Source organism: Bradyrhizobium huanghuaihaiense, assembly GCF_007830635.1.
GTDB classification, from domain to species: Bacteria; Pseudomonadota; Alphaproteobacteria; order Rhizobiales; family Xanthobacteraceae; genus Bradyrhizobium; species Bradyrhizobium huanghuaihaiense.
In genome coordinates, this window is the sequence record NZ_VLLA01000005.1 from 245,726 (window position 1) to 264,027 (window position 18,302).

Annotated in this window: 15 protein-coding genes; 9 read left to right on the plus strand and 6 right to left on the minus strand. The window is 65.6% G+C overall.

Annotation, left to right across the window (positions count from 1 at the left end; translation table 11 throughout):
• Nucleotides 1-159: 159 nt before the first annotated feature.
• The 3 genes from IQ16_RS13865 to IQ16_RS13870 form a co-directional block, all read right to left on the minus strand.
• Entirely contained in the window at nucleotides 160-2,709 is a 2,550-nt protein-coding gene (locus IQ16_RS13865) for an HAD-IC family P-type ATPase (RefSeq protein WP_018645562.1), read from the minus strand.
• Nucleotides 2,706-2,873, minus strand: coding sequence for a hypothetical protein (locus IQ16_RS45615; RefSeq protein WP_018645561.1), 168 nt, complete (start codon nucleotides 2,871-2,873; stop codon nucleotides 2,706-2,708). Before IQ16_RS45615 ends, IQ16_RS13865 begins: the two co-directional genes overlap by 4 nt.
• 184 nt (nucleotides 2,874-3,057) lie before the next feature.
• Entirely contained in the window at nucleotides 3,058-3,288 is a 231-nt protein-coding gene (locus IQ16_RS13870) for a DUF6894 family protein (RefSeq protein WP_020608001.1), read from the minus strand.
• A gap of 194 nt (nucleotides 3,289-3,482) precedes the next feature.
• On the opposite strand from IQ16_RS13870, the gene IQ16_RS13880 reads away from it, so the two are divergent.
• On the plus strand, nucleotides 3,483-3,686 hold the full coding sequence (locus IQ16_RS13880; protein WP_018645559.1) for a hypothetical protein: 204 nt from the start codon (nucleotides 3,483-3,485) through the stop codon (nucleotides 3,684-3,686).
• Nucleotides 3,687-3,694: 8 nt separating this feature from the next.
• On the opposite strand, the gene IQ16_RS45620 is transcribed toward IQ16_RS13880, so the two are convergent.
• Entirely contained in the window at nucleotides 3,695-3,838 is a 144-nt protein-coding gene (locus IQ16_RS45620) for a hypothetical protein (protein WP_167526325.1), read from the minus strand.
• Nucleotides 3,839-4,111: 273 nt separating this feature from the next.
• On the opposite strand from IQ16_RS45620, the gene IQ16_RS45625 reads away from it, so the two are divergent.
• On the plus strand, nucleotides 4,112-4,267 hold the full coding sequence (locus IQ16_RS45625; RefSeq protein WP_167526326.1) for a hypothetical protein: 156 nt from the start codon (nucleotides 4,112-4,114) through the stop codon (nucleotides 4,265-4,267).
• Nucleotides 4,268-4,282: 15 nt separating this feature from the next.
• Here IQ16_RS45625 and IQ16_RS13885 read toward each other — a convergent pair whose 3' ends face one another.
• On the minus strand, nucleotides 4,283-4,912 hold the full coding sequence (locus tag IQ16_RS13885) for a ParB-like protein (RefSeq protein ID WP_018645556.1): 630 nt from the start codon (nucleotides 4,910-4,912) through the stop codon (nucleotides 4,283-4,285).
• A gap of 315 nt (nucleotides 4,913-5,227) precedes the next feature.
• Between IQ16_RS13885 and IQ16_RS13890 the strand changes: the two genes are divergently transcribed.
• The 6 genes from IQ16_RS13890 (at nucleotide 5,228) to IQ16_RS13915 (ending at nucleotide 10,022) form a co-directional block, all read left to right on the plus strand.
• Nucleotides 5,228-5,569: a hypothetical protein gene (locus tag IQ16_RS13890; RefSeq protein ID WP_018645555.1), complete on the plus strand. Its 342-nt coding sequence runs from the start codon at nucleotides 5,228-5,230 to the stop codon at nucleotides 5,567-5,569.
• A gap of 213 nt (nucleotides 5,570-5,782) precedes the next feature.
• Nucleotides 5,783-6,070, plus strand: a complete 288-nt coding sequence (locus tag IQ16_RS13895) for an acyl carrier protein (protein WP_007592476.1) — start codon at nucleotides 5,783-5,785, stop codon at nucleotides 6,068-6,070.
• Nucleotides 6,071-6,080: 10 nt separating this feature from the next.
• On the plus strand, nucleotides 6,081-6,551 hold the full coding sequence (locus IQ16_RS13900) for a 3-hydroxyacyl-ACP dehydratase FabZ family protein (protein WP_018645554.1): 471 nt from the start codon (nucleotides 6,081-6,083) through the stop codon (nucleotides 6,549-6,551).
• Nucleotides 6,548-7,753 carry a beta-ketoacyl-ACP synthase gene (locus IQ16_RS13905; RefSeq protein ID WP_018645553.1) on the plus strand — a complete coding sequence of 402 codons (1,206 nt, stop codon included), beginning with the start codon at nucleotides 6,548-6,550 and terminating at the stop codon, nucleotides 7,751-7,753. The genes IQ16_RS13900 and IQ16_RS13905 overlap by 4 nt, the downstream gene beginning before the upstream one ends.
• A 50-nt stretch (nucleotides 7,754-7,803) precedes the next feature.
• Nucleotides 7,804-9,081 (plus strand): beta-ketoacyl-ACP synthase, encoded by a 1,278-nt coding sequence (locus tag IQ16_RS13910; protein WP_018645552.1) that lies wholly within the window; start codon nucleotides 7,804-7,806, stop codon nucleotides 9,079-9,081.
• A gap of 8 nt (nucleotides 9,082-9,089) precedes the next feature.
• Entirely contained in the window at nucleotides 9,090-10,022 is a 933-nt protein-coding gene (locus IQ16_RS13915; RefSeq protein ID WP_018645551.1) for a lipid A biosynthesis lauroyl acyltransferase, read from the plus strand.
• Nucleotides 10,023-10,025: 3 nt separating this feature from the next.
• Here the strand turns inward: IQ16_RS13915 and IQ16_RS13920 are convergent, their stop codons facing one another.
• Nucleotides 10,026-11,753 (minus strand): winged helix-turn-helix domain-containing protein, encoded by a 1,728-nt coding sequence (locus IQ16_RS13920; RefSeq protein ID WP_018645550.1) that lies wholly within the window; start codon nucleotides 11,751-11,753, stop codon nucleotides 10,026-10,028.
• A 218-nt stretch (nucleotides 11,754-11,971) separates the two neighbouring features.
• Here IQ16_RS13920 and IQ16_RS13925 point away from each other — a divergent pair, with 218 nt between their 5' ends.
• Complete coding sequence (locus IQ16_RS13925) at nucleotides 11,972-18,142, plus strand: autotransporter-associated beta strand repeat-containing protein (RefSeq protein ID WP_145831524.1); 6,171 nt, start codon at nucleotides 11,972-11,974, stop codon at nucleotides 18,140-18,142.
• Nucleotides 18,143-18,302: the final 160 nt, after the last annotated feature.

Below are 18,302 nucleotides of genomic sequence, written 5' to 3' on the forward strand. Positions count from 1 at the left end.
TTTTTGGGCGTTCGCGCTGTGGAATCGATATAGATTGGATCTGTTCTAACGAAACAGCGTCACCGTCTTGCTCGTGTCTTCCGTTAGCTGCATGAATTACGGACCGACAACGGCGATGATGCATCGCCGGTCTCCGCGATCATATTGCGGCGCCGCGACCTAGAATCGCAGCCGCCGCGTCCACAACGGCTTCAACGCTTCGAGCAGCGTCAGCAGCAGCAGCCCCGCGCCGAGCGTGATCAAGAGATCATCGGCATGCAGCGGACCGAAGCGGAACAGGCTGGAGGCCGGCGGCCAGAGCAGCGCAGCGGCGAGAATGGCGGCGACCGCCGCGAAGATCCAGGCCAGCGCGGGATTGGGCCGGAAGAAGGCCGACACGAACGACGCGCTGAAGGACCGGTTGACGAGGACCAGCGCAACGAAGCAGACCACGAGGGTCACGAAGGCGAGCGCCCTCGCCTCGTCGGCGACAAGGCCGGAGCGAAGCGCGCCGACGAATATGGCGGCCGTCAGGGCGAAGGCGAGCGCGCCCTGCAGAACACTCCAGCCGACCAGGGCCCACGAGAACAGCTCGGCATCGGCCCGCCTTGGCGGGCGCGTCATCGCATCGCGCTCGTCACGTTCGGCCTCGAACACCAGCGAGCACACGGGGTCGATGATCAGCTCGAGAAACGCAATGTGCACCGGACTGAAGATCAGCGGCAGCCCGAACACCAGCGGCAACAGCGCAAGCCCCGCGATCGGGACATGTACGGCGAAGATGAAGGCCATCGCCTTGCGCAGATTGTCATAGATGCGGCGTCCCAGACGAATGGCCGAGACGATCGAGCCGAAATCGTCGTCGAGCAGCACGATCGACGACGCCTCTCGCGCGACGTCGGTCCCGCGCCCGCCCATCGCGATGCCGATGTGGGCGGCCTTGAGCGATGGCGCGTCATTGACGCCGTCGCCGGTCATCGCCACGATCTCGCCATTGGCCTTCATCGCCTGGACGATGCGCAGCTTCTGTTCCGGCAGGACCCGCGCGAACACGCTCACATGCCTGACGCGCTGTGCAAGCTCCGGATCATCGGCCAGTCCGACCCGATCGCCGGTCATGACGTCCTGGACGTCGAGGCCGGCCTGGTTCGCAATCGCAACGGCCGTTGCCGGATAATCGCCCGTGATCATGACGACGCGAATCCCGGCCTCACGGCATTCGCGAACCGCCTCCGGGACATGGGGCCGCAGCGGATCGGCAAGCCCGACCAGGCCGACAAATCGAAACGCGAACGCCTGCTGTGATTGCGGGAGCGAGCTGTCGTCGCAGGCGGCAACGGCGACGCCCAGCACCCGAAGCCCGTCCTTCGCCATGGCGCTGGCGGCATCCCGCACCGATTCCTGGTCGACATCGTTCAGCCTGCACAGGCGCGCAACAGCCTCGGGCGCACCCTTGGCGCATGCAAGGAGCTTCGCCCGGCCGGCCCTCCACCAGACCTGGGTCATGGCCAGCAGCTCGGGGCGCAGACCATAGGTGCGCACGAGCGTCCGCTCGCCATCCATGGCATCGCTGTCCCGCAAGGCCTCATGCGCGAACAGGTGCAGCGCCTTCTCCATCGGATCGAACGGTTCCGGCGAGCTCGCCAGGGCGCTGCAGCGTGCCAGCTCGACAAATTCCGGCCTGGCGCGATCTTCCCCGGCCGCGGGACGCATCCGCGCCCCATCGGGCAGCCGCAATTCTGCGACGGACATGCGGTTCTGCGTCAGTGTTCCGGTCTTGTCGGTGCACAGGACGGTCGCAGACCCCAGGACTTCGATGGCGGCGGCGCGCCGCGTCAGCACGCGGGCTTGCGAGATCCGCCACGCTCCCATCGCCATGAAGACCGTGAGCACGACGCCGAATTCCTCCGGCAGCATCGACATGCCGATGGCGATGCCTGCAAGCAACGCCTGCAGCCAGTCCCCGCGCAAGACGCCGTAGAGCACGACGGCGACGAGGCTGACCATTGCGCCGCCAAGGAAGCAGAGCCGCACCAGCCTTGCGGTCTGTTGCTGCAGCCGGGGCGGCTCGGCCTGCAGGCCGCGCAGCGACAGTCCGATCTTGCCGATCTCGCTGCGCGGGCCGGTCGCCTCGACCAGCGCCAGCCCCTCGCCACGCACGACGAGCGAGCCGGAATACACGAAGGGCTGATCCTCGCCGCCGGGCCGGTGATCGGCTGTTGCGATCCGGTCCGCGGCCTGCTTGTGGACCGGCACGGACTCGCCCGTCAGCAGGGACTCGTCGATCTGCAGATCGCGCGCCTCCACGAGCGCGGCATCGGCGGGGACCCGATCGCCTTCGCCGAGAACGAGGAGATCGCCGCGCACGACCTCACGGCCCGGGATTCGCCGGCGCGTGCCGTCCCGCACCACGAGTGCCCGCGGGCTGGTCAGGTCGCGCAGGGCGTCCAGCACGCGCTCGGTCCGGGTCTCCTGCACCACCGTGATCACGATGGACATCGCACCGAAGGCCAGCAGGATCAGCGCTTCCTTGAGATCGCCGAGCACGAGGTAGATCACCCCGCCGCCAAGCAGCAGCAGGAGCATCGGCTCGCGCAGCACCTCCACGACGATGCGCAAGGGGCTGCGCCGCTCGGGCCGTGGCAACTCGTTGGCGCCGTCCTGTTTCAGCCGCGCCGTCGCCTCGGCCTCGCTCAGTCCGGCCGGTCGCGCCTTCGTCTTGCCGCTCACGTCTTCCGCCGCAGGCTCCAGAGACTGCCGGCGAGCAGGACGACGGTCACGAGCAGAATGGCGACGAAAGTCTGGATGATGGTGAAGTTGAGCGCATCCCGCGCGACGAACAGCGCGGTGATGGCTCCGGCGAGAACGAACAGAATGCGAAGGATCAGGCTCATGGTGGCGTCTCCAGGTCGGCATGATCCGGAGTCCATTTGCCTCCGCGGGAGCGCAACGCTGGTTCGGCAGTCATGCAAGCAGACCTTACCGACCGCAGGCGGCGCCTCCTTGCGATACGTCAAGATCGCATGCGCCGCGCTGCCGCAGGTGCGAAGCGGCCACGCCCCTGCCGACACCGCGCGCCTAGGCTTCGTCGACCTCGAGCGTGATCGACACCTTCAGGAACGGCGCGCCCTCCTCGCGAACGTCGACGACGACGTGCCGCGCGCTGCCCGAGACGAAGGCGTCACGGGCGATGGAGGCGCCGGTCATGACCGCCTCCTTGCGAGCGTCGTTCTCGTTCGCAAGATCCTGCCCGTCCTCGTCGGGAAATACCCGGCCGTTCTCATGGATGTCGAAATGGAATCGCGGCATCGGGCGCCTCAAAGCGTTGGCGGCTGGTGCAGCTAACGGCTGTCGAAATCCACCAGTTCCAAAAATTTCCGCTCATCGGGCACCGTGACCCGACCTCGGTGCAGCTCGACGCACCGCCCGCGGTCGGATGCCAACAAAAGTTAAGGACAGTGCTCGCGCGGCCATGGTTGTCTTTGCACCGGAAAGGGCAATTGATGACCAAGAAACGCAACCGAACGCGACCGGCCCGCTCGCTCCAGGAGCGCCTGAACAAATTCACACGGGACGCCCGCGCCGCCGCGAGCAGGCTTCCGGCTGGTGCGGAGCGCCACGCGCTGCTGCAAAAGGCGCGCGACGGCGAAGCCGCCGCGGAATTCGAACGGCTACTCTCTTCACCCGGCCCGCAAGATCCGAAGTGATCACGCCGCTACTGCTTCGCCATCAGGTCGAGTGCCGGGGCAAAGCGCTCGGCAAATGTCAGTGTCTTGGCGTGATGAACTGCGGCGAACGAGGCCGAGATCCCTGCTGTGGCGACGGCGAGCACGGCAATTGCGAAAAACAGACGGCGCATTCCTGCCTCCTGTGTGAGCTCGATACCGGGATAGTTGGGACGGCTCTGTTTCAGGACGGTTTCGTCGGCGCGGAAAATGACTTCACTCAACAGGGTGTGATGAGAGCCGGCTTATCGGGCCGCATGCCGTAACCAACTAATAATAGTCGGCGCAGTCTTGCAGCAGGCGAGAGCGGAACCGGGAATTTTGCACCCATGATCCCGATCGTGAATCGCAAGGCCGCCGCGACAGGCAGCACCTGCTGGAATGCGGAATCGTCGAGGACTACTCAAATGAAAGTCGTCATTCAGAAGCTCAATGGTCTATGGCACCTCATCATCGGATCGTGCCGGATCCGAACGCCCTTCCTGGCAACCCAGGACCGCGCGCTGGTCGTCACCTACGCGCGGCGCGCCTATCCCGGCGCCAAGATCTTCCAGCGCGACTAATGTGAGCGGCTGCGCTCAATCATCGTCTGCCGGCCCGCACCAGCCGGGCAGATAGACCGCATCCTTGCTCTTGGCCGCGGACAGGGCCTTCTCCAGCGCGCTGTCGAAATTGGCATCCACGGCCTTGCGCGACACTTTTCGGCGCAGAAAGTCCGCCCACAGAAATTCGGAGAATGGCGTGGTGTCCTTGGCGAAGCCGCCCATGCGGCGGAGCTCGCCGGCAAGGCTGCGGAAGGGATCGTCCTTGAGATCGGCGACCGATTTCGGCAGATCGCGGAACGACCGCCGCTCGCCCTTGGCGTCGTACGGATAGACCCAGCGCTTGTTGTCCATCACCCCCCAGAACGCCTCGCGCTCGACCATGCGGAGATCGCCGACCACGGTCACCAGCACCTCCTTGATGCCCTCGTCGTGCAGTGCGCGGCCGAGATGATGATGGTCGATCACGTAATAGCGCTCGTCGGGTCCGTGCACGACGGGGATCATATGGGTGCCGAGCAGATCGGACTGCTTCTTCTTGCCGTGCTCGCGCCAGCGCTTGCGCTTCTCCTTGACCTCGCGCATGCCGACCGTCATCTGCGTCGGCCGAAGCGACAGGATCGGCACCGGATGCACTCTCGGTTCGCGCGCGTTGGTCGTGGTCATGGTCGAAAGCCCCTCGCATGGATGCAGCCGGTGGGTCCGGTTCCCCTGATTACCATGGGCTCTGCAGCGGCAAAATGCGCTCAAGGCGGACGTGGAGATCACAAGACGATGTTCACGGGACCGCGCAACGCACGCGTCGTAACGCTTGTTGCAACGCAACCCGTACGTCCTGACGCCAGCGTGACGGCCGGCGCCGCGTACGTGCATGAAAGATAGTGCAATAGCGCAACGCACGTTTGCGTTGAGAAGATTTTCTGCAACGCTTTCATCACGTGTGCTATCTAAAAATCGCTGCTTCGGAGTGATCCCCGCACCATGAAAACCCAGCGGCCCATAAGCTCGGATGACGAGCACCGGGTGCTCCAGTTCAGGCCGCGCACCTCGCCCAGCCCGGCGGTCCACCGGGGCAACGGCAGCGTGCAGCCTCTGCGGGTCACGCCCGAGCCGCTCGACCTGTCGCGGTACGAGCGGCCCCGCGCCGAGCCCGACGATTTCCGCCACCGCATGCTCGCCAACATCGCCGCGCTCGCCTTCACCATCGCGCTGACCGCGATCGGGATCTGGCTCGCGGTAAGCATCGCCGACCTGCGCCGGACCCAGGATTGCGTGCTGATGGGCCGCCGCGACTGCGCCAAGATCACGACACCTCACATCTAGGCCCCGCCGCCGGCCGGAGGCCCTGCCACCGGCGTCCCCAATCCTGTCCCCTAGGCCCTGTCCGGCTCCATTGAACTCAGGGCGGCGCTCCGATATACGGGCTTTCGACCCGGCCAGAGGGGGGTTTGAGGGCGTCATCAGGGGCGCGATGCCCTCCCATCGCGCCACTCTGGAAAATCTGACAAATATCCGCAATATATCAAAGGCTTAGTGATGTCTTCCACATTCGATCAGGTCGCCACGATCATCGCTGAAACCTGCGACATCCCGCGCGACACGATCACGCCGGATAGCCATGCCATCGATGACCTCGGCATCGACAGCCTCGATTTTCTCGATATCGCCTTCGCGATCGACAAGCAGTTCGGCATCAAGCTGCCGCTGGAAAAGTGGACCCAGGAGGTCAACGACGGCAAGGCGACCACCGAACAATATTTCGTGCTGAAGAATCTGTGCGCGCGCATCGACGAGCTGGTTGCCGCCAAGGGCGCGAGCGCCTAATCGGGCGGCCATGCAACTCGAATACTTCCACATGATCGATCGCATCGTCGACCTCAACGTCGACGAGAAGAAGATCGTCGTCGAAGCCCAGGTTCCGAAGGAAAGCACCGTCTTCGAGGGGCACTTTCCGGGCTATCCCTTGATGCCCGGCGTGCTCCTGATCGAATCGATGGCGCAGGCCTCGGGCTGGCTTCAGCTCGGCGTGTTCAAGTTCGAGCGCATGCCGATCCTGGCCGCCGTGAAGGAAGGCAAGGTCCGCGGCTCGGTGTTCCCCGGCGATCTCATGAGCATCGAGGCGAGCCTCACCTACGAGGGTTCGGGCTATGCCATGACCGAAGCCAAGATCCGGGTCGGCGGCAAGCTGCGCGCCAATTCCGCGCTGACCTTCACGCTGATCCCCTTCCCCAATGCGGATATGCGCGGGTACATGGCGAAAGTCGCCGAGCGCGTCGGCTTTCCGCAACAGGCCGTATCGCCATGACTGACACCGCTTCGAAGCCCGGCCAGACGGAAGTCTGGATCACCGGCATTGGCCTTGCCACCTCGCTCGGCGAAGGCCTGGACGCCAACTGGGCCGCGCTCCAGGAAAAGCGCATCAATGTCGACGAGAAGGGCTTTGCGCCCTACGTCGTGCATCCCCTGATGCCTGTGACCTTCGACAGCCAGATTCCGAAGAAGGGCGACCAGCGCCAGATGGAAGCCTGGCAGCGCATCGGCACCTACGCGGCCGGGCTCGCGCTCGACTCCGCCGGGATCAAGGGCAACAAGGACATCCTGTCGAAGATCGACATGGTGGTCGCCGCCGGCGGCGGTGAGCGCGACCTCAACGTCGACACCGGCGTGCTCACGGCCGAAGCCAAGGGGGCCAACGCGCCCGGCTTCCTCAACGAGCGGCTGATGAGCGATCTGAGGCCGACGCTGTTCCTGGCCCAGCTCTCCAACCTGCTCGCCGGCAACATCGCCATCGTGCACGGCCTTGGCGGCACCTCGCGCACCTTCATGGGCGAAGAGGTCGCTGGCGCCGATGCCGCCCGCATCGCGCTTGCGCGCATCGCCTCGGGCGAGAGCGACATTGCCCTCGTCGGCGGCTCGCACAATGGCGAGCGCAAGGACTTGCTCGTCCTCTACGAATTCGGCGACTTCAACCTGAGGGACAAGTTCGCACCGGTATGGGCCCGCAAGGACCACGCCGGCTTCGCGCTCGGCTCGGCCGGCGCGTTCCTGGTGCTGGAATCGAAGGCCCACGCCGAAGCGCGCGGCGCGAAGCCCTATGCGAAGCTGTCGAGCGTCGTTGCCGATCTCGCCCGCCGCAAGCAGCCCGGCGACATGGCCGCAACGCTGGAGAAGCTCTGGGCCAAGCTGCCGAAGCGCGAGGGCAAGGGCGCGATCATCACGGGCGCGACCGGCGCGGAGCCTGCGACCTCGGAAGAGCGCGGCTTCCTGAAGGGCCATGCCGACTTCCCGGTGCGCTCGACCGGCACGATGTTCGGTCACACCATGGAGACGCAATTCCCGCTCGGCATTGCGCTCGCGGCGCTGTCGATCTCGCGCGGCGCGCTGTTCCCGCCGAACGATTCGACCGGAACCGAGATTGAAATGCAGGGGGCACCCACCCAGATTGTGGTGGTGGGGGCCGGACACTGGCGCGGCGAAGGCATGGCGCTGGTTGAGGCGGTGAGCTAAAGCGCGTCGCGCTTTAGCGGATGCTCTAGCTCTTCTATCGGGGGATCGACATGACTGCACCACGCGACAAATTCGGGCGTCCCGTCGTCGTCGTCACCGGCATGGGCATCATGACCTCGCTCGGCGCCGGCAAGGCCGACAATTGGGCCAAGCTCGTGGCCGGCGAATCCGGCATCCGCACCATCACGCGCTTTCCGGTCGAGGGTCTCAAGACCACGATGGCCGGCACCGTCGATTTCGTCAGCGTCGATCCGTTCTCCTCCACGGCCCTGTCCGAGCGGATGGCCGAGCTCGTGACGCAGGAAGCGCTCGAGCAGGCCGGCATCGGCGCCAAGGCCGACTTCCCGGGCCCACTCTTCCTTGCGGTCGCGCCGGTCGAGGTCGAATGGCCGCAGCGCCGTGAGCTCGGCCGCGCCGTCGGCACGCAGGACTTCAACTATGACGATCTGCTGCGCATCTCCGGCGGCGGCAAGTACAGCGCCTATCACCACCGCTTCATGTTCGGTTCGGTCGCAGCTCACCTTGCCGAGACCTTCGGCACCAAGGGCTCGCCGATCTCGCTGTCGACGGCGTGCGCCTCAGGCGCGACCTCGATCCAGCTCGGCGTCGAGGCGATCCGCCGCGGCGAGACCGACGCGGCGCTGTGCGTCGCGACCGACGGCACGGTGAATCCCGAAGCGCTGGTGCGCTTCTCGCTGCTCTCGGCACTGTCGACCCAGAACGATCCGCCGCAGGCGGCCTCCCGCCCCTTCTCCAAGAACCGCGACGGCTTCGTCATGGCCGAGGGCGCTGGCGCGCTCGTGCTGGAGAGCTACGAGGCAGCCACCGCGCGTGGCGCAAAAATCCTCGGCGTGATCGCCGGCTGCGGCGAGCTCACCGATTCCTTCCATCGCACCCGCTCTTCTCCCGATGGGAAGCCGATCATCGGCTGCATGAACAAGACGCTGGCCGATGCCGGCATGACGCCGGACCAGATCGACCACATCAACGCGCACGGCACCGCGACGCCCGAGAACGACAAGATGGAGTTCAACACGACATCGGCCGTGTTCGGCGATCTCGCGCAGAAGATTCCGGTCACCTCCAACAAGTCGATGGTCGGCCACACCATCTCGGCCGCAGGCGCAGTGGAAGCGATCTTCTCGCTGCTCACGCTCGAGCACCAGCGCATCCCGCCGACGATCAACTACGAGACCCCGGATCCCACGATCCTGTTCGACGTCGTCGGCAACAAGGCGCGCGATGCCCGCGTCACCGCCGTGATGTCGAACTCGTTCGGCTTCGGCGGCCAGAACGCCTCGCTGATCCTGACCCGCGAACCGGCCTGACCGGACGCATGGCGCTGATTTCTATCAGCACGAAGATTCGCGCGCGGAATGCAGCCAAATCGATCAGCGGAGCCCTGATCGGCGCCGCCACGGTCGGCATGCTGCGCACCACGCGCTATTTCGATCCGGTCAAGACCTCGGACTTCTTCGCACGCGTCGTGAAGACGATCGGGCCGCGCCTGCGCGAGCACCGCATCGGCCGCGCCAATCTCACCGCGGCCTTTCCGGAGAAGTCGCCCGAAGAGATCGAAAACATCCTGATGGGCGTGTGGGACAATCTCGGCCGCGTCGGCGCCGAGTTCGCCCACATGGACCATGTCTGGGATTACGACCGCGAGCATCCGGAAAAGAGCCGGATCGAACTTTCGGCGCGCTGCGTCGAGCTGTTCGACCAGATCCGCGACGACGGCAAGCCGGCGCTGATCTTCGCCGCGCATCTGGCCAACTGGGAATTGCCGGCGCTCGCCGCCGTCTCGCATGGGCTGGACGCCGCGATCCTCTATCGCCGCCCGAACATCGCCTCCGCCGACCGCATCATCCAGGAGATGCGCCAGGTCAACATGGGCACGTTGATCCCGGCAGGCCGCGACGCGCCGCTGCGCCTCGCCCAGGCGCTGAAGGACGGCAAGCATGTCGCGATGCTGATCGACCAGTATCTGACCGGCGGCGTCGAGGTCACCTTCTTCGGCCGCAAGACCCGCGCCAATCCGATGCTGGCCCGCCTCTTGCGCCAGGTCGAATGCCCCATCCACGGCGTCCGCATCATCCGCCTGCCCGGCGGCCGCTTCCGCGGCGAACTGACCGAGGAGGTCCCGCCGGTGCGCGACGCCGACGGCAAGATCGACATCCAGGGCACCACGCAGGCGATCACCAGCGTGGTGGAAGGCTGGGTGCGCGAGCATCCCGAGCAGTGGCTCTGGCTGCATCGCAGGTGGCGGTAGGGCTTACTGCTCCGGCAATCCCGCATCAACCATGGACTGAACGACGCGATCCGATGCGGCGAGGAACACCGGGCTCGCATTCATCCTCGGCGGCGAGACGTTTTGTCTGTTCGTCCCGGGCCGCAGCTTGAGGCCCTGCTCGATCGCCGCCTTCGCCTCCTCGCTCCGTCCCGCGCGGTGATAGGCCGCCGCAAGCAGCATGTGAGAACGGCCTGACGCCGACGTGATCGCGATCGAGCGCTGCAGCCACGGCAGCGCCTCTTCGCCCTGCCCCTTCAAGAGCGTCGCCCAGCCCGCACCGAGCAGCCAGGTCCAGCGCGAGGACGGCGGCGTGTCGTAGCGATCGGCCTGGCGGAATGTCGCCAGCGCGTCGTCGAAGCGACCGAGATGGATCTGCCCGAGGCCGATCAGATAGAGCGCAGGGCCATTCCATGGATCGAAGCTGAGCGCCTTGGCGCAGGTCACGAGGCTTTCGACGAAATGATTGGTCGCGCTAAGGAAGCGGCAATAGGCCTCCAGCACCGGAATCGAATTCGGCTTCGACCGCAACGCCTGCTCGAGCGTCGCATTGGCTTTCGCCTCGACCGCAGCGGCCTCCTCCGGGCTGAACCAGACCATCTGGATGCCGCGCAGCTGCAGCGACGACAGTGCAACCGCGATGTCGAGATTGTCGGGATCGTCCTCGAGCGCCTTTTGCAGCATGCTCTGCGCCATGCCGAAGCGCTCGCGCGTGGTCTGGTTGATCGATGCAATGGCCTGCTCGATCGCGACCTTATCGCCGCCGGCCGACGCCCCGCGCGTGCGGAATGACGGCGCGCTCGGCTCCAGCGTGTCGTTGAGGCGCCGCGCGAGCACATGGCCGACGCCGGCGACGAGACGTGACTGTTGAAGCTGCGCGTCCGCTTCATCCGCGCTGACCGAGGTGGCGACGACCGACTGAACCTCGCCGGTGCCCGCCCTGATGATCCGCGCCCGCAGCGTCCATGACTGATCGCTGTGATGTAGCTCGCCGCGAATTTCGTAGTCCGACGCCGCCGCCGGCGCACTGGCTTTCTCGACACCTGCAACTGCCGAAGAGCGCGGCGCCACCACGCTGACGTTCTGGATCCTGGCAAAGCCATCGGTGAGACGGCTAGTGACCTCGGCCGCCATCATCGCGCCGCGCGGGTCGTTGCTTGCGTCAACGATCGGCATCACGGCGAGACGCGGCGGCGCCCGTCTGAACAGCAGCTCCGGCTTCCACACCGGCACAGCCGCGGCAAACCCGAGGATCATGGCACAGAGCCCGGCCCCCGCGGCGATCCCTACGCGCCGGCGCAGCCCCCGAAGGAGAGGCCGAGGAGACAAGGGCGCGGCTACGGCCTCGGTCGGCGGCGCGGGTTCAGCTTTCACCGGCTCGGCCAACGGAAGCTCCAGGGCGGCGCCCTGTTCGGCCGCAACCTCGGCCGCAAGCAAATAGCCGCCGCCGGAGGCGAGCTTGATCAACTGCCGCCGCTCGTCGCCAAGCGCGGTGCGCAACTCGCGGATGCACTGGAACAGGCTGTCCTCACCGACATGCACGTTCGGCCAGACCGCCTCCATCAGCTCCTGCTTAGTCAGGACCCGGCCACCGCTGGTCGCGAAAAGCCGCAACATTTCGAAAGTCTTGGGCCGGAGCTTGATCGCAACCCCATCAGCCCCGCGCACCTCGGCGCGCTGCTGGTCGAGCTCGAAGCCGGCGAAACGAAGCACCCTATCCCCCCAAAGCGTCTCCCCAGGCGGCTCATATAGCGGATGTCTGTCGAAAATGACCGAAAAACGGGTCTGAAGCCGAAATATCAGAAATCTTCAGAAATCCTCGTCCGCCTTATCAGGACACCACCCCCGGCCCAATGAGAAAAATCCGGCCGAAGACAGACTCGCGAACACATGCCGAGGGAAGTGTGAGGACGGGAAGAGATCGTGTCCGGGTGACCCACCCGTTGCGGGCTGCGCTGATGACCTCGACGGCGCTGGCCTTGGCCTGGACGTTGCCGGCGACGCCCGCGCGCGCGCAGGATGCGACGTGGCTCGCCTCCCCGGGGTCGAATATCTACAACACCGGCACCAACTGGAGCACCGGCTCGGTGCCGACAGGGACTGCGTATTTCGGCACCTCGAGCCAGACGACCCTGTCGTTGGCGACCGGTGTCTCCGTCGGCGAGTGGTCGTTCAATCCAGGCGCTTCGTCCTACACCTTCGATAACACGAGTACATTGACCTTCACCGCCGTCGGCATCCGTCTGTGGGGGGGCAGCGCCACCATCAATACCAGCGGCGATGTGACTTTCCGTAACTCCAGCATCAGCGGCGGCGCCACCATCAACAACAGCGGTTTCCTGTCTTTCTGGGATATGAGCGCGGCGGGCAGCGGCACCATCACCAACAACAACCTGCTGTCGTTCTACGGCAACAGTTTCAGCAGTGGCACGACCATCATCAACAACCACTATATGGCGTTCCAGGAGACCAGCTTTGCCGGCGCCGGGACCTCCATCACCAACAATGGCAATCTGTGGTTCAAAAACCAGTCCACCGGCGGCACCGGCTCCTTCGTCAATAGCGCCGGCGCTCACATCGACTTCGAAGCCAGCAGTTCGGCCGAAAGCGCCACCATCGCCAACTCCGGCAGCCTGTCCTTTTCCAGCACCAGCACAGCCGGCAGCGCATCCATCACCAACGCCGCCGCCGCCTACATGAATTTCAACAACAGCAGCTCGGCCGGCAATGCCACCATCGCCAACAACAGCGACCTGATCTTCTCCAGCGTCACCACTGCCGGCAGCGCATCCGTCACCAATAACAGCCAACTGTACTTCAGCGACGCCAGTACAGCCGGTAGCGCCTCTATAATCAACAATGCGGGCGCCTATCTAACTTTCAGGGCCAGCAGCTCGGCCGATGGTGCCTCCATCACCAATAACGCCGGCGCTACCGTGAATTTCAACGACAGCGGCTCGGCGGGCAGCGCCAGCATCACCAATAACGGCCTGCTGTACTTCAACGATACCAGTACGGCCGGTAGCGCCGCTATCACCAACAGCGCCGGCGCTACCGTGAATTTCAACAACACCAGTGCGGCCGGCAACGCCGCCATCATCAACGACGGCATCGTCGACTTCTCGCCGGGCCTCGGCCCGAACAACGACAACAAGCAGAGCGCCGGCTCGATTGCCGGCGCCGGTCAATATTTCCTCGGCGCCACCGAGTTGACGGTCGGCTCCAACAACCTATCGACCACGGTCACCGGCAGCATCGCCGATGGCGGCTCGGCCGGCGGCAGCGGCGGCTCGCTGGTCAAGGTCGGGACCGGCGTGCTGGCACTGGCAGGAAGCAACACGTACACGGGGGGCACGACGATCTCGGCGGACACCTTGCAGCTCGGCGATGGCGGGACATCCGGCTCGGTCGTCGGCAATATCGTCGACAACGGCGTGCTGGCCTTCAACCGCAGCGACGCGGTCACCTTCTCCAACGTTGTTTCCGGCAACGGTGCCGTGCGGCAGGTCGGTTCGGGCACCACGATCCTGACCGCAGATATGACCTATGCAGGTGGCACCACCATCGCAGCCGGCACTTTGCAGATCGGCAATGGCGGGACCACCGGCTGGATCCTCGGCAATGTCGCCAACGACGGCGTGCTCGTCTTCAACCGCAGCGATGCGATCACCTTCGCCGGCGATATTTCCGGTAGCGGTGCCGTCAAGAAGATGGGGTCGAACACCACGATCCTGACCGGGGCCAACAGCTACATCGGCGTCACCACGATCGCAGCCGGCACCTTGCAGATCGGCAATGGAGGGACGACCGGCTCGCTCACCGGCGCCGTCGTCAACGACGGCGTCCTCACCATCAACCGCAGTGATGCGGTCACCCTGCCCGGCGATATTTCCGGCAGCGGTGCCTTGCGGCAGGTGGGTTCGGGCACCACGATCCTGACCGGGAACAACAGCTACACGGGCGGCACCACGATCGCGGCCGGCACCCTTCAGATCGGCAGCGGCGGGACCACCGGCTCCATCGTCGGCGATATCGCCAATGACGGAGTGCTCGCCTTCAACCGCAGCAACACGCTTACGCTGGCCGTCAATATTTCCGGCAGCGGTTCCGTACAGCAGGTCGGTTCCGGCACCACGATTCTGATGGGCGCGAACACCTATAGCGGCGACACGACCGTCTCCGGCGGCCGGTTGCAGTTCGGCGACGGCAGCGCAGGCGTCAGCACCAATCTGGCCGGCAACATCAACGTGACAGGCGGCACGCTGGCGATCCAGGCGCCGGCGACCCTGAACGTCGCGCAGACCGTGACCTTCGGCAACAACACCGCACTCTCCATCGTCGCGGGCACGAACAGCCCCACCCTGTCCGCCGACGGCATCACGATCGGCAGCGGCGTTGCATTCAACGTCAGCGGCATCAGCGATGCGAGCCAGCTCGACAAGGTGCTGATCGACACACGATCGGGCATCAGCGGCGACTTCGCCAACGTCACCATTGGCGGCTTCAGCGGTACGGTGGACTACCTCACGATGTCCGTCCGCAAATCGGCCGACGGCCTGCAATACCTCGCCAGCTACGGATTGAGCTGGACGGCAGGCAACTCCCTCGCCCACGGCACCTTCACGCTGACCAACGCGACCGACACCTTCACCCTCGGCGTGACGCTGACCGATCAGGCGGCGAACGCTGCCACCGGCTGGGATGGCAAATCGCTCACCAAGGCCGGCGCCGGCACGCTCATCCTGACCGGACACAACACTTATAGCGGCGGCACGACGGTGTCGGGCGGCACGCTCCAGATCGGCAACAGCGGTGCGACCGGCTCCATCCTGGGGACGGTCACCGTCGACAGCGGGGCCACATTCGAGCTCGTCAACGCTGACATGAGCGGCGTCACGAACCTCGCGAATAGCGGGCTCACAAACTTCCGCAACAGCGTCAGTGCCGGCAACGCCAGCATAGCCAATACCGGTCAGTTGACTTTCTACGACACCAGTACTGCCGGCACCGCCACCATCACCAACGGCGGCAACCTGACGTTCAACAATTCGAGCAGCGCAGGGAGCGCCGCGATCACCAACAACTCCAATCTCTATTTCTGGCACACCGCATCGGCCGGCAGCGCCCTGATCGACAATCTGGGCACGACAAACTTCAACGACACCAGTTCGGCCGGCACCGCGACGATCAACAATCTGTCCGGGGCCACCCTGGCCTTCAATGGTTCGAGCACAGCCAGCGGCGCCAACATATCCAACAGCGCCAATCTGAACTTCAACAATTCGGCCTCGGCCGGCAGTGCAGCCATCACCAATACAGGCACGCTCGAATTCAGGGACGTCGCCACGGCAGCCAATGCCCAGATCACCACGACCGGCACGACGAATTTCAGAAACGCCAGCTCGGCCGGCAATGCGACGCTCACCGTCACCGGCAGCTACTACAGCGACCTCACCTTCTACGATACGAGCACGGCCGGCAGCGCCACGATCAACGTCAGCACTGCCAACCTCTATTTCCGGGACTCGAGCACCGCCGGCAGCGCGAACATCGTCAATGACGGCAAGATCATAACCTGGAACAGCGCCACGCTGGGCAACGCCACCATCACTAATAACACGCTCCTTGATGTGTACGGCAGCAGCTCGGCCGGCAACGCGACGATCACCAACAACCGTTGGATCTACTTCGATGACAGCGCGACGGCTGGAACCGCCACGATCCTCAATAATTACAGCCTGAACTTCTGGAGCAACTCCAGCGCCGGCAGCGCACACATCACCAACGCCGCGGCCGGCACGCTTGAGATCGTCAACAGCGCCACCCTGGCCAACGCGACGGTCATCAACAGCGGCCAGATGAGTTTCTGGGGCGGCAACGTCGGCGACATTCCCACGGCCGGTCACGCGACCATCACCAACAATGCCAGCGGCACGATCGAATTCCGCAACAGCAGCACCGCAGGCAGCGCCACGGTCATCAACGACGGCCAGATGCGGTTTACGAGCCAATCCACGGCCGGAAGCGCCACCATCACCAATAACAGCCAGCTGACCTTCGACACGAACACCACGGCGGGCAGTGCCGTCATCAGAAACAGCGGCCATGTGCTGTTCGACGGCAACTCCACCCCGGGCGACGCGCAACTGATCAACAACACCTCAGGCGCCGTCTTCGACCTGTCGATGAGCCCGGGGCCGAACAGCGACAACAAGCTCACCGCCGGCTCGCTCGCCGGCGGCGGCACCTTCTATCTCGGCGGCAAGGAGTTGACGGTCGGCAGCAGCAATCTATCCACCACCGTCACCGGCGTTCTCGCGGACGGCGGATCCGGTGGCTACACAGGGGCTTCGCTGGTGAAGACGGGAACCGGACGCCTGACGCTCTCGGGCGTCAACACCTACACCGGCGCCACCACGATCAACGGCGGCACGCTGGCGGTGAACGGCTCGATCGCCGCCTCCAGCAGCCTCACCGTGAACGGCGGCGGCACGCTCGGTGGCACCGGCACCGTCGGCAACACGACGATTGCGAGCGGCGGCAGGCTGGCGCCGGGCAATTCCATCGGCACGCTCACCGTCAGCGGCGATCTCACCTTCAGCAGCGGCAGCTTCTACACGGTCGAGGTCTCCACGACCGCGGCCGACCGCACCAATGTCACGGGCACGGCGACGCTCACCGGCGCCACCGTGCAGGCGGTGGCGATCCCCGGCAGCTTTCGCGGCCAGACCTTCACGCTCCTGAATGCGAGCGGCGGGCTCGGCGGAACGCAATTCGCCGGGCTGACCATCGCCGGAAGCTTCAGCCCTGCCCGCAATCCGCGCCTCACCTACGACCCCAACAATGTCTATCTGGTGCTCGATCCCGGCAAGATCGAGCTGCCGGCCGGCACGAGCGGCAACCAGACCAGCGTCGCCGGCGGCATCAACAAGGCGGTCGAGAGCGGTGCGACGCCGCCGGTGGGCTTCGATACGCTACTCAACATGAGCGGCGCCCAGCTCAACCGCGCCCTCAGCGAGGTCTCCGGCCAGCCCGCCGCCGCCAGCACGCAGGCTGCGTTCAACGCCATGCAGCAATTCCTGGGCATGCTCGACCCGGTCGGCGGCAGCATGGATAGCGAACGCGGCATAAGCGGTGGCGCTGCCGGCGGTGGCGCGATCGGCTATGCCGCCACCGCGCAGGGCGACGCCAGGGTGCGCGAGGCCTACGCCGCAGTGACCCCGCGTGACGCCAGCGGCGACGTCATCGACCAGCGCTGGGGCGTGTGGGCCTCCGGCTATGGCGGCGCCAGCACATTGAGCGGCAATGCGGCAGCGGGTTCAAGCTCCACCACCAGCCGCATCTACGGCACCGTGGTCGGCGCCGACTACCGCGTCTCGCCGGACACGCTGGTCGGCTTCGCGCTCGGCGGCGCGGGATTCAATTTCTCTGTCGCCGATAGCCTCGGCGGCGGCCGTGCCGACGTCTTCCAGGCCGGTCTCTATGCCCGGCATAATTTTGGTCCGGCCTACCTCTCGGCGGCGCTCGCCTATGGCTGGCAGGACGTCACCACCGACCGCACCGTGACGGTGTCAGGCACCGACAAGCTCACCGCGAACTTCAAGGCGAGCACCTTTGCCGGCCGCCTCGAAGCGGGCTGGCGTTTCGCACCCATCCCCGCCTCCAACTTCGGCGTGACGCCCTACGCGGCCGTGCAGGCCACGACCTTCCACCTCCCCGGCTACGGCGAGACCGCGATCGTCGGCAGCAACCAGTTCGCGCTGTCCTACACCGCGCAGGACACCACCAATGTCCGCACCGAGCTCGGCGCCCGCACCGACCAGCGCTTCCTCGTCAGCGACGGCGTGCTCACGCTGCGCGGCCGGCTCGCCTGGGCGCACGACACCAACACCAACCGCCTCGTCAGCGCCGCCTTCCAGACGCTGCCGGGCGCCGCCTTCACCGTCAACGGCGCGCAACCGGCGGCCGACTCCGCGCTGGTCGGTGGTCGCGCCGAGATGAAATGGCGAAGCGGTCTCTCGCTGGCGGGCACGGTCGAGGGTGAGTTCTCCCGCAGCACGCAGACCTACACCGGCAAGGGCACGGTGCGGTATGAGTGGTGAGGTTCGCGCCTTCGTCACAGTTAGCTGTCATCGCCCGGCTTGACCGGGCGATCCAGTACGCCGAGACAGTTGTCGTTGAACCGAGAGGCCGCGGCGTACTGGATGCCCCGCCTTCGCGGGGCATGACGGAGGAATTTAGGGCCACAGCACAGGCCAACCG